Source organism: Streptomyces sp. TRM68416 (assembly GCF_014596915.1).
Classification (GTDB): domain Bacteria; phylum Actinomycetota; class Actinomycetes; order Streptomycetales; family Streptomycetaceae; genus Streptomyces.
The window spans coordinates 52461-66774 of sequence record NZ_JACVWU010000015.1 but is presented as its reverse complement, the minus strand read 5'-3'; the positions used below and the strand labels follow the sequence as shown (position 1 = coordinate 66774).

The 14314-nt window shown below is 70.0% G+C and carries 13 protein-coding genes; 2 read left to right on the top strand and 11 right to left on the bottom strand.

Translation table 11 applies throughout. The features are described 5' to 3' along the window. The first annotated feature begins 74 nt into the window (after nt 1-74). The gene (locus ICC28_RS23625; RefSeq protein ID WP_188290689.1) at nt 75-1238 is read left to right on the top strand and encodes a glycerate kinase; all 1164 of its coding nucleotides are present in this window, start codon (nt 75-77) and stop codon (nt 1236-1238) included. A 68-nt stretch (nt 1239-1306) separates the two neighbouring features. Here ICC28_RS23625 and pssA read toward each other — a convergent pair whose 3' ends face one another. From pssA to ICC28_RS23580, 9 genes are all read right to left on the bottom strand, one after another. Next, nucleotides 1307-2089 carry a CDP-diacylglycerol--serine O-phosphatidyltransferase gene (gene pssA, locus ICC28_RS23620; RefSeq protein WP_188290812.1) on the bottom strand — a complete coding sequence of 261 codons (783 nt, stop codon included), beginning with the start codon at nt 2087-2089 and terminating at the stop codon, nt 1307-1309. 58 nt (nt 2090-2147) lie between these two features. Beyond that, on the bottom strand, nt 2148-2804 hold the full coding sequence (locus ICC28_RS23615; RefSeq protein WP_151786655.1) for a phosphatidylserine decarboxylase: 657 nt from the start codon (nt 2802-2804) through the stop codon (nt 2148-2150). A gap of 170 nt (nt 2805-2974) precedes the next feature. After that, complete coding sequence (locus tag ICC28_RS23610; protein ID WP_188290688.1) at nt 2975-4180, bottom strand: acyl-CoA dehydrogenase family protein; 1206 nt, start codon at nt 4178-4180, stop codon at nt 2975-2977. A gap of 2 nt (nt 4181-4182) precedes the next feature. Continuing rightward, nucleotides 4183-4695, bottom strand: coding sequence for a MaoC family dehydratase (locus tag ICC28_RS23605; RefSeq protein WP_188290687.1), 513 nt, complete (start codon nt 4693-4695; stop codon nt 4183-4185). A gap of 4 nt (nt 4696-4699) precedes the next feature. Then, nucleotides 4700-5662: an HpcH/HpaI aldolase/citrate lyase family protein gene (locus ICC28_RS23600; RefSeq protein ID WP_188290686.1), complete on the bottom strand. Its 963-nt coding sequence runs from the start codon at nt 5660-5662 to the stop codon at nt 4700-4702. Next, nucleotides 5659-7686, bottom strand: coding sequence for a protein meaA (locus ICC28_RS23595; protein WP_188290685.1), 2028 nt, complete (start codon nt 7684-7686; stop codon nt 5659-5661). The genes ICC28_RS23600 and ICC28_RS23595 overlap by 4 nt, the downstream gene beginning before the upstream one ends. A gap of 9 nt (nt 7687-7695) precedes the next feature. After that, the gene (gene ccrA / locus ICC28_RS23590; protein WP_188290684.1) at nt 7696-9039 is read right to left on the bottom strand and encodes a crotonyl-CoA carboxylase/reductase; all 1344 of its coding nucleotides are present in this window, start codon (nt 9037-9039) and stop codon (nt 7696-7698) included. Between the two features lie 413 nt (nt 9040-9452). After that, on the bottom strand, nt 9453-10280 hold the full coding sequence (locus tag ICC28_RS23585) for a TetR family transcriptional regulator (RefSeq protein ID WP_188290683.1): 828 nt from the start codon (nt 10278-10280) through the stop codon (nt 9453-9455). A gap of 142 nt (nt 10281-10422) precedes the next feature. Continuing rightward, a complete protein-coding gene (locus tag ICC28_RS23580) occupies nt 10423-12228 on the bottom strand; it encodes a 3-hydroxyacyl-CoA dehydrogenase family protein (RefSeq protein WP_188290682.1) in 1806 nt (601 codons plus the stop codon). 485 nt (nt 12229-12713) lie between these two features. Here ICC28_RS23580 and ICC28_RS23575 point away from each other — a divergent pair, with 485 nt between their 5' ends. Continuing rightward, nucleotides 12714-13289 carry an adenylosuccinate lyase gene (locus ICC28_RS23575; RefSeq protein WP_188290681.1) on the top strand — a complete coding sequence of 192 codons (576 nt, stop codon included), beginning with the start codon at nt 12714-12716 and terminating at the stop codon, nt 13287-13289. A gap of 4 nt (nt 13290-13293) precedes the next feature. Here the strand turns inward: ICC28_RS23575 and ICC28_RS23570 are convergent, their stop codons facing one another. Both ICC28_RS23570 and ICC28_RS23565 read right to left on the bottom strand, forming a co-directional pair. Next, on the bottom strand, nt 13294-13818 hold the full coding sequence (locus ICC28_RS23570; RefSeq protein ID WP_188290680.1) for a GNAT family N-acetyltransferase: 525 nt from the start codon (nt 13816-13818) through the stop codon (nt 13294-13296). Continuing rightward, nucleotides 13815-14213 (bottom strand): RidA family protein, encoded by a 399-nt coding sequence (locus ICC28_RS23565; protein ID WP_188290679.1) that lies wholly within the window; start codon nt 14211-14213, stop codon nt 13815-13817. The genes ICC28_RS23570 and ICC28_RS23565 overlap by 4 nt, the downstream gene beginning before the upstream one ends. Nucleotides 14214-14314 lie beyond the last annotated feature (101 nt).

The window sequence follows — 14314 nt, the reverse complement described above, 5'->3', positions numbered from 1 at the left end:
GTCCAGGGGCTGGTCGGGGCATGACGGCGGGGGCGCCTTGAGGTTAGGGTCGCAGCGGCGCGACTGGCCTTGACATGTGCGAGGCCCGGAGAGCAAGGGGAACACAGGTGACACAGCGCGTGCTCATCGCCGCGGACAAGTTCAAGGGGTCGCTGACGGCCGTACAGGTCGCCGAGCGCGTGACGGCCGGGCTGCGGCGGATCGTGCCCGACCTCGACGTCGAGGCCCTGCCCGTCGCCGACGGCGGCGACGGGACCGTGGACGCCGCGGTGGCGGCCGGGTTCGAGCGGCGCGAGGTACGGGTCGCCGGGCCGCTGGGCGACGAGGTGACGGCGGCGTTCGCGCTGCGCGGGGACACGGCCGTCGTGGAGATGGCGGAGGCCAGCGGGCTGCAGCGGCTCCCGGCGGGGGTCTTCGCGCCCCTCACGGCCTCGACATACGGCTCCGGGGAGGTGCTGCGGGCCGCGCTCGACGCGGGCGCGCGGACGATCGTCTTCGGAGTCGGGGGCAGCGCGACGACGGACGGCGGGGCGGGGATGCTCGCCGCGCTGGGCGCGCGCTTCCTCGACGCGGCGGGCGAGCCGGTGGCGCCGGGCGGCGGAGGGCTGGCCGAGCTGGCCTCGGCGGACCTGTCGGGACTCGACCCGCGGCTCGCCTCCGTCGAGCTGGTGCTCGCGAGCGACGTCGACAACCCGCTGACCGGACCGAAGGGCGCGCCCGCCGTCTACGGCCCGCAGAAGGGGGCCTCGCCGGAGGACGTGGCGACGCTCGACGCCGCGCTGGCGCACTACGCGAAGGTGCTGGAGCGGACGGTCGGGGCTCGGGCCGCGGAGTACGCGGCCTCGCCGGGCGCGGGGGCGGCGGGGGGCATCGGCTACGGCGCGCTGCTCCTCGGTGCGCGATTCCGGCCCGGTATCGAGGTCATGCTCGACGTGCTCGGCTTCGCGCCGGCGCTTGAGCGGGCGGACCTGGTGATCACGGGGGAGGGGTCGCTGGACGAGCAGACGCTCCACGGCAAGGCCCCGGCCGGGGTCGCGGCGGCGGCCCGTGCGGCGGACAAGGAGGTCGTGGCGGTGTGCGGGCGGCTGGCGCTGCCGCCGGAGGCGCTGGGGCGTGCCGGTATCCGACGCGCGTACGCCCTCACCGACCTCGAGCCCGACGTCGCCAAGTGCATCGCGGACGCCGGGCCCATCCTGGAACGCCTGGCCGCCCGCATCGCGGAGAACTTCCTGCGCTGACCGGGGGCGAGGAACCGCGAAGGCCCCGGAACCGTTGCCGGATCCGGGGCCCCCGTCGAGTACGACCGCTACGGCAGCTGCGCCGCCCGCGCCTCACGGCGGTTGTCACGGAAGTTGTTCACCCGGCGAGCCGTGGCGAACAGCGGGATCACCGCCCCCATGACGAGCTGCAGCGCACAGCCGGTCTGCAGCAGCAGCTGACCGCTCGGCGCATCGAACGCCCACGCCGTCAGCAGCCCCATGGACAGCACGATCCACGACAGCATCGCGACCGCGAGCCGCCCCCGCGGCTTCGGGTACTCGACCCGGCTCACCATCAGCCACGCCGTCCCCAGCAGCGCCAGCAGCGTCGCCACGAACGGCAGCTCCAGCAGCACGATGGAGACCACCGTCAGCGCCCCGAACGGCGACGGCATGCCCTGGAAGGTGCCGTCCTTCACGGTGACGCAGGAGAATCTCGCGAGCCGCAGCACCACCGCCAGCAGCACCACGATCGCCCCGACCGCCGCCACTCTCTGATGCGCGTCGTCCGCGACCATGCCGTAGACGAGGACGAAGTACGCCGGCGCCAGACCGAAGCTGATCAGGTCGGAGAGGTTGTCCAGCTCCGCGCCCATCGGCGACGAGCGCAGCTTGCGCGCCACCAGGCCGTCGAAGAGGTCGAAGACCGCCGCGCACAGCATCAGGATCACGGCGGTCGCCGCGCTGTGGCGGGCCATGCCCGTCTCCTGGCTGCCGGTGAGGTGCGGGATCAGAATCCCCGTGGTGGTGAAGTACACCGCCATGAAGCCGCACGTGGCGTTGCCCAGGGTGAGGGTGTCCGCTATTGAGAGGCGGAGGGAGAGGGGCATCTCCTCCTCGTCGTCCGCCTCGTCCGCCTCGGGAACCCAGCCCGCCTGCGTCTCCGGATCAATCACGGTCAATGCGAGTCACCCCAGCCACGGTCTTCTGCCCGACCTCGACCGCGACCTCCACGCCCTCGGGCAGGTAGATGTCGACGCGCGAGCCGAAGCGGATCAGACCGATGCGGTCGCCCTGCTCGACCTTCGTCCCCTGCGGGATGTAGGGCACGATGCGGCGGGCCACCGCGCCGGCGATCTGGATCATTTCGATGTCGCCGAGTTCGGTGTCGAAATGCCAGACTACGCGCTCGTTGTTCTCGCTCTCCTTGTTGAACGCCGGAACGAACCCGCCCGGGATGTGCTCGACCGACGTCACCGTGCCGGAGAGGGGCGCGCGGTTGACGTGGACGTTGAGCGGGCTCATGAAGATCGCGACGCGGGTGCGGCCGTCCTTCCACGGCATGATGCTCTGCACCACTCCGTCGGCGGGCGAGATGACCCGGCCCTGGGCGATCTCGCGCTCGGGGTCGCGGAAGAACCACAGCATGCCCGCCGCGAGGGCGGTGGCGGGCACGGCCACGGCCTTGGCGGCGCCGGAGCGGCGCGCACGGGCGAGGCTGAGGGCTGCGGTGGCGACGGTCGGGAGAAGCCACGGCGATGCTCCGCGCGCGAGGCGTACGCCGGCCCGGCTGTCGCGAGGTGCAGAGGTTTGGCTGTGGGGCATGGATGACCTTCGTAGCGGATGATGCCGCGCGGTAACGGGGGACGGCGGCTTTCCCGGGATCGTACCGGTCGCGGGCCACAACTGGGCAAGCCAGGAAGCCGAGTCGGCGGCTGAAGAGTGTTGACGGGGTGTGATCTTCTTCTCGAAGAAAACACCCCGAACCCGGACATCTAGCCCTGGAATCGATACTCTTCGAGCAGCCTGCGCCCGATGATCATTTTCTGGATCTCGGCGGTACCTTCACCGATCAGCAGCATCGGAGCCTCACGGTAGAGGCGCTCGATCTCGTACTCCTTGGAGAAGCCGTAGCCGCCGTGGATCCGGAAGGCATCCTCCACGACCTCCTTGCAGTACTCGGAGGCGAGGTACTTCGCCATCCCAGCCTCAAGGTCGTTTCGTTCTCCGGAGTCCTTTTTGCGTGCCGCGTTCACCATCATCGCATGGGCGGCCTCGACCTTGGTAGCCATCTCGGCGAGCTTGAACTGGATCGCCTGGTGCTGAGCGATCGGCTTCCCGAAAGTGTGACGTTGCTGGGCGTACTGGACGCCCAGTTCGAAAGCACGCTGAGCGACACCGCAGCCACGCGCCGCGACATTGACGCGGCCGACCTCGACGCCGTCCATCATTTGGTAAAAACCTCGGCCGGTGACCCCGCCGAGCACCCGATCGGCCGGAACGCGCAGGCCGTCCATGATGAGTTCGGTCGTGTCGACGCCCTTGTAACCCATCTTGTCGATCTTGCCCGGAATGGTCAGACCCGGGCGCACCTCGCCGAAGCCCGGCTCCTTCTCCACGAGGAAGGTCGTCATCGACTTGTGCGGCGCCGTGCCCTCGGGGTGTCCTTCGTCACTTCGGACCAGAACGGCCACCAGGGACGACGTTCCGCCGTTCGTCAGCCACATCTTCTGGCCGTTGAGGACGTACTCGTCGCCGTCCTTGACCGCCTTGGACGTGATGGCCGACACATCGGAGCCCAGGCCCGGCTCCGACATCGAGAAGGCGCCGCGGATGTCGCCGGCCGCCATGCGCGGCAGGAAGTGGTCCTTCTGCTCCTGCGTGCCGTGCTGCTTGAGCATGTACGCCACGATGAAGTGGGTGTTGATGATGCCGGACACCGACATCCAGCCGCGGGCGATCTCCTCGACGCACAGCGCGTACGTCAGGAGCGACTCGCCCAGACCGCCGTACTCCTCCGGGATCATCAGGCCGAACAGGCCCAACTCCTTGAGGCCGTCGACGATCTGCTGCGGGTACTCGTCGCGGTGCTCCAGCTCGGTCGCGACCGGGATGATCTCCTTGTCCACGAAGTCGCGGACGGTGGCCAGGATCTCCTGCTGGACGTCGGTCAGACCGGCGGTCTGGGCGAGTCGCGCCATGGCTACTTCTCCTGCTCCTTGAGCTCGGGGCGGCCCGGCTGCTCGCCGCCGCGCTCCTTGATGTACGTCTCGGTCGGCACCATCACCTTGCGGCGGAACACACAGACCAGCGTGCCGTCCTGCTTGTAGCCCTTGGTCTCGACGTAGACGATGCCGCGGTCGTTCTTCGACTTCGACGGCGTCTTGTCGAGGACCGTCGTCTCGCCGTAGATCGTGTCGCCGTGGAAGGTCGGCGCCACGTGCCGCAGCGACTCGATCTCCAGGTTGGCGATCGCCTTGCCCGACACGTCCGGCACGGACATGCCCAGCAGCAGCGAGTAGATGTAGTTCCCCACGACGACGTTCTTGCCGAAGTCGGTCGTGTTCTCCGCATAGTTGACGTCCATGTGGAGCGGGTGGTGGTTCATGGTGAGGAGACAGAAGAGGTGGTCGTCGTACTCCGTGACCGTCTTCCCGGGCCAGTGCTTGTAGACCGCCCCGACCTCGAACTCCTCGTAGGTGCGCCCGAACTGCATGGCCCTACGCCTCCGGAATCTCGAACTTGCTGGTGCGCTGCATGCCGGCGGCCCGGCCCTTGCCGGAGATGACCAGCGCCATCTTGCGGCTGGCCTCGTCGATCATCTCGTCGCCGAGCATCGCCGAGCCCTTCTTTCCGCCCGCCTCGGACGTGTAGTAGTCGTACGCGTCCAGGATCAGCTCGGCGTGGTCGAAGTCCTCCTGCGAGGGCGAGAAGATCTCGTTGGACGCCTCGACCTGGCCCGGGTGCAGCACCCACTTGCCGTCGAAGCCGAGCGCGGCGGCGCGCTGGGCGACCTCGCGGTAGCCGTCGATGTTGCGGATCTGCAGGTAGGGGCCGTCGATCGCCTGGAGGTTGTTGGCGCGGGCGGCCATCAGGATCTTCATCAGGATGTAGTGGTAGGCGTCCGCCGGGTAGCCGGGCGGCTGCTCGCCCACGACCAGCGACTTCATGTTGATCGACGCCATGAAGTCGGCCGGGCCGAAGATGATCGTCTCGACGCGCTGGGAGGCCGTCGCGATCTCGTTGACGTTGTTCAGACCCTGCGCGTTCTCGATCTGCGCCTCGATGCCGATCTTGCCGACCTCGAAGCCCATCGTCTTCTCGATCTGCGTGAGGAGGAGGTCGAGGGCGACGATCTGCTCGGCCGTCTGCACCTTCGGCAGCATGATGCAGTCGAGGTTCTGGCCCGCGCCCTCGACGACGGTCACGACATCGCGGTACGTCCACTCCGTCGTCCAGTCGTTGACGCGCACGACCCGCGTCTTGCCCGTCCAGTCGCCCTCGTTGAGGAACTTGACGATGGTGTGCCGCGCCTCGGGCTTGGCCAGCGGCGCGCACGCGTCCTCCAGGTCCAGGAAGACCTGGTCGGCGGGGAGGCCCTGGGCCTTCTCCAGGAAGCGCGGGTTCGAGCCCGGTACCGCCAGGCAGGAACGCCGGGGGCGAAGGCGGTTGACCGTGGTCATGCGGGGACCTCCAGGGGGTCGAGCTTGTTCGCTTTGCGGATCTCGTCGACGATGCGGCCGATGATTCCGGTGATGTCGAAGTCCTTCGGGGTGAAGACCGCGGCGACTCCGGCCGCCCTGAGCTGCTCGGCGTCACCATTCGGGATGATGCCACCGGCGATCACCGGGATATCTGTGGCACCGGCCACACGCAGCCGTTCCAGGACGTCCGGCACCAGCTGGGCGTGCGAGCCGGACAGGATGGACAGGCCGACCGCGTGCACGTCCTCGGCGAGGGCCGCGTCCACGATCTGCTCCGGGGTGAGCCGGATGCCCTGGTAGACCACCTCGAACCCGGCGTCACGCGCGCGTACGGCGATCTGCTCGGCACCGTTGGAGTGCCCGTCCAGGCCCGGCTTGCCGACCAGGAACCGCAGCTTGCCGACGCCCAGGTCACGGGCGGTCACGGCCACCCTGCGGCGGACGTCGGCCATCGCCGTGCCCTCCTCGGCGGTCACCGCGACGGGCGCGGAGGAGACACCGGTGGGGGCCCGGAACTCGCCGAAGACCTCGCGCAGGGCGCCCGCCCACTCGCCGGTCGTGACGCCGGCCCGGGCGCACTCCAGGGTGGCCTCCATGAGGTTCGCCGTGCCCTTGGCGGCCTCCTTCAGCTTCTCCAGTGCCTTGCACGGGCGTGGATGGTTGAACGGGGGCTGGTAGCGGGTGTCGCGCCAGTGCTGCAGCGCAGAGACGACCCGTGCCTCGACCGCCGGATCGACCGTCTGGATGGCGGTGTCGAGATCGGCCGTGAGCGGATTGGGCTCGGTCGTCTCGAAGATGTTGACGCCCACGATCTTCTCTTGACCGGACTCGATACGAGCGCGGCGCTCGGCGTGCGAGGAGACCAGCTGCGACTTGAGGTAGCCGGACTCGACGGCGGCCATCGCGCCGCCCATCTCCTGGATCCGCTCGATCTCCGCGAGGGACTCCTCGACGAGCTGGGAGACCTTCGCCTCGATCACCTTCGAGCCCTCGAAGATGTCCTCGTACTCCAGCAGGTCGCTCTCATGGGCGAGGACCTGCTGGATGCGCAGGGACCACTGCTGGTCCCAGGGCCGGGGCAGGCCCAGCGCCTCGTTCCAGGCCGGGAGCTGGACGGCACGCGCGCGTGCGTCCTTGGAGAGGGTGACGGCCAGCATCTCCAGCACGATCCGCTGGACGTTGTTCTCCGGCTGCGCCTCCGTCAGGCCCAGGGAGTTGACCTGGACGCCGTAGCGGAAGCGGCGCTGCTTGGGGTTCTCGATGCCGTACCGCTCGCGCGTGATCTGATCCCAGATCCGCCCGAACGCCCGCATCTTGCACATCTCCTCGATGAAGCGGACGCCCGCGTTCACGAAGAAGGAGATACGGGCCACGACGTCCCCGAACTTCTCGGCGGGGACCTGCCCGGAGTCGCGTACGGCATCGAGAACCGCGATCGCGGTGGACATCGCGTACGCGATCTCCTGGACCGGCGTGGCGCCCGCCTCCTGCAGGTGGTAGCTGCAGATGTTGATCGGGTTCCACTTCGGGATGTGGGAGACCGTGTACGCGATCATGTCCGTCGTCAGGCGGAGCGAGGGCCCCGGCGGGAAGACATGGGTCCCCCGCGACAGGTACTCCTTGACGATGTCGTTCTGGGTCGTGCCCTGGAGCTTGGTGATGTCCGCGCCCTGCTCCTCGGCGACGACCTGGTAGAGCGCCAGCAGCCACATGGCGGTGGCGTTGATCGTCATCGAGGTGTTCATCTGCTCCAGGGGGATGTCCTGGAACAGCCGGCGCATGTCACCGAGGTGCGCGACGGGCACGCCGACCCGGCCGACCTCGCCGCGGGCGAGGATGTGGTCGGAGTCGTAGCCGGTCTGCGTCGGCAGGTCGAACGCCACCGACAGGCCGGTCTGGCCCTTGGCGAGGTTGCGCCGGTACAGCTCGTTGGACGCCTCGGCCGTGGAGTGACCGGCGTACGTGCGCATCAGCCACGGCCGATCTTTCTGACGCTCTGTCATCTGTGGCTCTCAGACGTTCCGGAAGCGGTTGATGGCGTCGATGTGCTTGGCGCGCAGCTCCTCGTCGCGCACGCCCAGGCCCTCCTCGGGGGCGAGGCACAGGACGCCGACCTTGCCCTGGTGGAGGTTGCGGTGCACGTCGTAGGCGGCCTGGCCGGTCTCCTCCAGGGCGTAGACCTTCGACAGCGTCGGGTGGATCTTGCCCTTCGCGATGAGCCGGTTGGCCTCCCAGGCCTCGCGGTAGTTGGCGAAGTGCGAGCCGATGATCCGCTTCAGCGACATCCACAGGTAGCGGTTGTCGTACTCGTGCATGTAGCCCGAGGTCGAGGCGCAGGTGGTGATCGTGCCGCCCTTGCGGGTGACGAAGACGCTCGCGCCGAAGGTCTCGCGGCCGGGGTGCTCGAAGACGATGTCGATGTCCTCGCCGCCGGTCAGCTCGCGGATGCGCTTGCCGAAGCGCTTCCACTCCTTCGGGTCCTGGGTGTTCTCGTCCTTCCAGAACTTGTAGCCCTCGGCGTTGCGGTCGATGATCGCCTCGGCGCCCATGGACCGGCAGATGTCCGCCTTCTGCGGCGAGGACACGACACAGATCGGGTTGGCACCACCGGCCAGCGCGAACTGCGTGGCGTACGAGCCGAGTCCGCCGCTCGCGCCCCAGATCAGGACGTTGTCGCCCTGCTTCATGCCGGCGCCGTTGCGGGAGACCAGCTGCCGGTACGCGGTGGAGTTGACCAGACCCGGGGCGGCGGCCTCCTCCCAGCTCAGGTGGCCCGGCTTGGGCATCAGCTGGTTGGACTTGACCAGCGCGATCTCGGCGAGGCCGCCGAAGTTGGTCTCGAAGCCCCAGATGCGCTGCTCGGGGTCGAGCATGGTGTCGTTGTGGCCGTCGGAGGACTCCAGTTCCACCGACAGACAGTGCGCGACGACCTCGTCGCCGGGGTTCCAGGCGTTGACGCCCGGTCCGGTGCGCAGGACGACGCCCGCGAGGTCGGAGCCGATGATGTGGTACGGCAGGTCGTGCCGCTTGGCGAGCTCGCTGGTGCGGCCGTAGCGCTCCAGGAAGCCGAAGGTGGACAGCGGCTCGAAGATCGAGGTCCACACGGAGTTGTAGTTGACGGAGGAGGCCATGACGGCCACCAGGGCCTCGCCCGGGCCCAGTTCGGGCAGGGGCACCTCGTCCAGGTGGATGGACTTGCGGGGGTCCTTGTCGCGGGTGGTGAGGCCCGCGAACATCTCCGTCTCGTCCTTGTGCACGGTGATCGCACGGTAGGACTCGGGGAGCGGCAGGGCGGCGAAGTCGTCCGGCGTCGAGTCCGGCGACTGGATCGCGTCCAGGATGTCCTTCACGGTCACGGTTTTGCCTCCGGCGATGCGCGTCCTTGAGGGAGGGACGCTCGAGGGTTACGTCGGTGCTGCTGAGGGTGGATGGGTGCCGTCGGTTCGGCGGGTGGTGCTGTTCGGCAGCGCTTTGTGGCGCGGGAGGTTGCCTGTGACGCAGGCGTCCGGGCGCGCGGACCGAGAGGTCTGCGGGGACAGCCGGCGTACGAAAGGTCTCTGCACGCCGGCCGCCCGGACAACATCAACGTATGACACCGCGTGTCACCTGACAAGGCACTGAGTGCCAGAGATTGCTCTCAGATGAAATCTTTACGCAACAAATGAGCGATGATCGATCGAACGGGAGTGGAAAGGTGCCGGAAAACCTGCCCTGACATGCCAAAACGGCCACCCCGTGGGGTGGCCGTGGTCACAGGTGCGAAGACGCCTCAGCGGTCCTTGAGTGCCTCCTCGATGGTCCGCATCACCTCGTCGAGCGGGGCGTCCGTGCGGGCGACCGTCACCAGTACCTCGCCGTGCGCGGAGACCGTCGCGGCGGCCGGCTTCGGCGTGCTGGTGCGGCCCGCGCCTATCCCGGTGCCGAACGTCTTGCGCACGATGGCGAAGGCGTGGTCCAGCTGGGCCTCCACATCGCCCTGGCCGCCCGCTCGCAGCCAACGCCGCAGCACATGGTTGTGGGCGGTGACCACGGCGGACGCGGCGACCTCCGCCAGCAGCGGGTCGTCGTTGGCGTCGTCGTCGTGCGCGTGCTCGTCGAAGTGGCCGAGGAGATAGCGGGTGAAGAGGCGCTCGTAGCGGGCCACCGACGCGATCTCGGCCTCGCGGAGGGTGGGCACCTCGCGCGTGAGCTTGTAGCGGGCGACCGAGATCTCCGGGCGGGCCGCGTACATCCGCATGACTTCCTTGATGCCGCGGCACACCGTGTCGAGCGGGTGCTCGTGCGCGGGCGCGGCGTTGAGCACCGCCTCGGCGCGGATGAGGGTGTCGTCGTGGTCGGGGAAGATCGCCTCTTCCTTGGACCGGAAGTGGCGGAAGAAGGTGCGGCGCGCGACCCCGGCCGCGGCCGCGATCTCGTCGACGGTGGTCGCCTCGTACCCCTTGGTCGCGAACAGCTCCATCGCCGCGGCCGCCAGTTCTCGGCGCATCTTGAGTCGCTGCGCGGCCGCGCGACTGCCTGCGGCACTTTCCGGCGCGTCGGGCGTAGCTGGTGTACGTGAGGACTTGGCGGGCTGGGACATGACCCGAACGTACTGCATGTGCGCAGGTTGGCGCTCATGCCCGGGGTTCCCCCCGCCCGGTGCGGGCAGGGGGTCGCCGGGGCGGGCGAGCGGGGCAGAGGCGGCCGGGTCGAGCAGCCCGCCCCAGTCCTCGCCCGCTCCGAACCAGTCGCCCGGACGCTCAGCGGCGGGCATATTCGCGGAAGCCACGGCCCGTCTTGCGGCCGAGACAGCCCGCGGCCACCAAGTGCTCCAGGAGCGGGGCCGGCGCCAGGCCCGGGTCGCGGAACTCGCGGTGCAGCACCTTCTCGATGGCCAGCGAGACGTCCAGCCCGACGACGTCCAGGAGTTCGAACGGACCCATCGGGTAGCCGCCGCCCAGCTTCATCGCCGCGTCGATGTCGTCGAGGGACGCGTAGTGCTCCTGCACCATCTTGATCGCGTTGTTGAGGTACGGGAACAGCAGTGCATTGACGATGAAACCGGCGCGGTCTCCACAGTCGACGGCGTGCTTCTTGATCCGTCCACACACCTCGTGCACCGTTGAGTGGACGTCCTCGGCCGTCAACACCGTACGGACGACCTCGACCAGCTTCATCGCCGGCGCCGGGTTGAAGAAGTGCATGCCGATCACGTCCTGCGGACGCGAGGTGGCGCGGGCACAGGCGACGACGGGCAGCGAGGAGGTCGTGGTGGCCAGCACCGCGCCCGGCTTGCAGACCTTGTCCAGCGCCGCGAACAACTGCTGCTTGATCTCCAGGTCCTCGGCGACGGCCTCGACGGCCAGGTCGACCTCGGCGAAGGCGTCGTAGGAACCCGCCGGGGTGATGAGGTCCAGGGTCCGCGCGGCGGCCTCGGCGGTCATCCGGCCCTTGTCGACGGAGCGGGCGAGCGACTTGCCGATACGGGCCTTCGCCGTCTGCGCCTTCTCCTCGCTGCGGGCGGCCAGGACCACCTCGTAGCCGGCCTTGGCGAAGACCTCGGCGATGCCGGAGGCCATGGTGCCGGAGCCCGCCACACCGACGGAGCGGACCGGGCGGCCGGGGACCCCGGCACCGCCGGAGCCGGGCGTCAGGGCGTCCGGCACGACCGTCGCGCTGCCCGGGGCCTGGTAGGAGTAGAAGCCGCGCCCCGCCTTACGGCCCGTCAGGCCCGCCTCGCTGAGCTGCTTGAGGATCGGCGCCGGGGCGTGCAGCCGGTCGTGGGACTCGGCGTACATGGCCTCCAGGACCGTGCGCGCGGTGTCGATGCCGATCAGGTCGAGCAGCGCGAGCGGCCCCATGGGCAGCCCGCAGCCGAGCCGCATCGCCGCGTCGATGTCCTCGCGGGAGGCGTACTTGGCCTCGTACATCGCGGCGGCCTGGTTGAGGTAGCCGAACAGCAGCCCGTCGGCGACGAATCCGGGCCGGTCGCCGACCGCGACGGGCTCCTTGCCGAGATCGAGGGCGAGGTTGGTCACGGCGGTGACGGCCGCGGGCGCGGTCAGCACGGAGGAGACGACCTCGACCAGCTTCATCGCCGGGGCCGGGTTGAAGAAGTGCATCCCGAGCACCCGCTCGGGGCGGGCGGAGTCGGCCGCGAGCCGGGTGACGGAGAGCGCGTTGGTCCCGGTGGCCAGGATCGTCTCCGGCCGCACGATCCCGTCGAGGGCACGGAAGATCTGCTGCTTGGTCTCGTACGACTCCGGCGTCACCTCGATCACCAGGTCGGCGTCGGCCGCGGCGCGCAGGTCGGTGGAGGTGGTCACCCGGGCGAGCAGCTCGGCGCGCTGCTCCCCGGTCAGCCGGCCGCGCTCCACGGAGTGCGCGGTCGAGGTCTCCAGGGCGGCGACGGCCTGCGCGGCCGCGGCCTCGCTGATGTCGATGCCGACGACCGTGCGGCCGGCCTGGGCGAGGACTTCGGTGATGCCGGTGCCCATGGTGCCGAGGCCGACGACGGCGATCGTCTTGAGCGGGGACGGAGGGGTGTCGGACAGGGGAGCGGCCATCGCGGGACTCCAGGAATGAGGGTGACGACTGGGAATGCGCCCGGGTGCGCCGAAGGGCGCACCGGGTGCTGGAGAGATGCGGGTGTCTGCCGGGCTGCTTGCGCACACGCCCGGTGCCGTGGTCACGGGCGTGCACACGCCCGCGAACGGCGGATTTCCGACCGGCCCTGTCCCAAGCCGGGTCGTACTGCGGTACCTGACGTACCGAACCGACTGCGCCTGCGGCGGCTGCGTCACCAGGCCGCCGCAAGGAGTTCCGCGAGTGGGTAACTCGCTCGTATGAGCTTAACCGGTGGGTAACGAGCGCGCCAGCCCTCGTGTTTGTGATGTACGTCCCGGGACGCGGACAGTGGCGTCCCCCAAGGGGCCGCGGGGCCGCATCTGTCAGCGGCTGCGCCGCGACGGGGCGCGACCGGCCACGACGGGTCCGCAGGCGAACGACGGCCTATCACGGCACCCCCGCCGGAGCGCCTAGGCTGCGTGCCATGGACGAAGAGTTGCGGTCGCTCACGGAGCGCTTACGACGGGAATCCGGGGCGCCGACGGCGTACGAGCGCCTCGTGGGGACGCGGGACCTCGACGAACTGGCGGGCGTGCTGACCGAGCCGGGACAGCCGCTGTGGGCCCGCGAGCTGGCCGCGTTCCGGCTCGGCGTCGCCGGTGACCGGCGGGCCTTCGAATCACTGGTCCTGCTCCTGAACCACCGTGAGCCGCAGCGCTGCGCCTCCGCCGCCTACGCCCTCGCCCGGCTCGGCGACCCGCGCACCGCCCGCGCCGCCGCGGCCCTCGCCACCAACGAACTGCGCGTCGCCTACGCCCTGCACCCGGTCCGGCTGCTGGTGGAACTGCGGGCGCCCGAGGCCGTCCCCGCCCTGATCACCACCCTGGAACGGCGGCTGCGCCCGCACGACCCCTACCGCCGGGTGGCCCTCGCCTGCGTCGAGGGCCTCGGCACCCTCGGCGACGAGCGCGCCCGGACCGTCCTGAACGAGGCCCTCGCGCACCCGGCGCTCGCCGAGGCCGCGGTGCACGCGCTGGCGCGCATCCCGGCGCAGCGGTGACGGGTCAGGCCGTCAGTGCCCTGGCGTAGCGCACCTCCGGGACCATGACCCCGTCCACCTCGAAGGGCTCCTGCGCCCCGTCGGGCCGGAAACCGGACCGCTCGTAGAAACGCCGGGCGCCGGTGTTGTCCCGCAGGACCCACAGGAGCATGCGGGGGTGTCCGGCGGCCGTGCAGCGGCGTACCGACTCCGCCAGCAGGGCGCGGCCGACGCCGTCGCCGTAGTGCGCCGGATCGACGTAGATGGCGTACAGCTCGGCGTCCTCGGTGCGGGTGTCGCCGTCGCGGTACGGCCCGTGGCAGGCCCAGCCCACCGCGGTGCCGGAACGCTCGGCGATCAGGTTCACGATCGTGCCGTCGCCCTGCGTGAAACGGGCGCGGTGTCGCTCGGCGTCGGCCGGGACGCTGAGGCCGTCGAGGTACGGCTGCGGCACCAGCCCCCGGTACGCGGTCCGCCAGCCGCCGACGCGGATCTCGGCGACGCGGTCGCAGTCGGCGTAGGACATGTCCCGCACGTGGATGTCCGTCATGCGGCCACCACCGCGAAGGCCTCGATCTCCATCAGGAACTCGGGCCGCACCAGGGCCGCCACCTGCACCGCCGACGCGGCCGGCAGCCGGTCGTCGGCCATGTGCTCGGCGCGGGCCGCGCGGATCGCGGGCAGGAACGCCATGTCCGTGACGAAGAAGGTGAGTTTGACGACGTCGTCGAAGGTCGCGCCCGCGGCGGCCAGGCAGCGCCGGAGGTTCTCGAACACCTGGCGGGCCTGGGCCGCCGGGTCGCCCTCGCCCACGACCTTGCCGTCCTCGTCCAGGGCCAGCTGGCCGGAGACGGCGACGAAACGGCCGGTGCCCACGACGACATGGCTGTACTGGGCGGCGGGGGCGACCCCGTCGGGGGCGGGAATCCTGGTCGTCACACTCATGGGCCCATGGTGGACCATGGCTCTGACACTCCGCCCCCGACTTTTGGCTCGACCGCGAAGCCTCGACCGCGAAGCCTCAGCCGCGGAAGCCTCGACCGCGA

Coding starts and splice junctions, on each gene's coding strand:
- pssA (WP_188290812.1), bottom strand. CDS start 2,089: ATGCCCCTCTCCCTCCGCCTCTCAATAGCGGACACCCTCACCCTGGGC.
- ICC28_RS23615 (WP_151786655.1), bottom strand. CDS start 2,804: ATGCCCCACAGCCAAACCTCTGCACCTCGCGACAGCCGGGCCGGCGTA.
- ICC28_RS23610 (WP_188290688.1), bottom strand. CDS start 4,180: ATGGCGCGACTCGCCCAGACCGCCGGTCTGACCGACGTCCAGCAGGAG.
- ICC28_RS23600 (WP_188290686.1), bottom strand. CDS start 5,662: ATGACCACGGTCAACCGCCTTCGCCCCCGGCGTTCCTGCCTGGCGGTA.
- ICC28_RS23565 (WP_188290679.1), bottom strand. CDS start 14,213: ATGAGTGTGACGACCAGGATTCCCGCCCCCGACGGGGTCGCCCCCGCC.
- ICC28_RS23570 (WP_188290680.1), bottom strand. CDS start 13,818: ATGACGGACATCCACGTGCGGGACATGTCCTACGCCGACTGCGACCGC.
- ICC28_RS23585 (WP_188290683.1), bottom strand. CDS start 10,280: ATGCAGTACGTTCGGGTCATGTCCCAGCCCGCCAAGTCCTCACGTACA.
- ICC28_RS23575 (WP_188290681.1), top strand. CDS start 12,714: ATGGACGAAGAGTTGCGGTCGCTCACGGAGCGCTTACGACGGGAATCC.
- ICC28_RS23605 (WP_188290687.1), bottom strand. CDS start 4,695: ATGCAGTTCGGGCGCACCTACGAGGAGTTCGAGGTCGGGGCGGTCTAC.
- ICC28_RS23625 (WP_188290689.1), top strand. CDS start 75: ATGTGCGAGGCCCGGAGAGCAAGGGGAACACAGGTGACACAGCGCGTG.
- ICC28_RS23580 (WP_188290682.1), bottom strand. CDS start 12,228: ATGGCCGCTCCCCTGTCCGACACCCCTCCGTCCCCGCTCAAGACGATC.
- ICC28_RS23595 (WP_188290685.1), bottom strand. CDS start 7,686: ATGACAGAGCGTCAGAAAGATCGGCCGTGGCTGATGCGCACGTACGCC.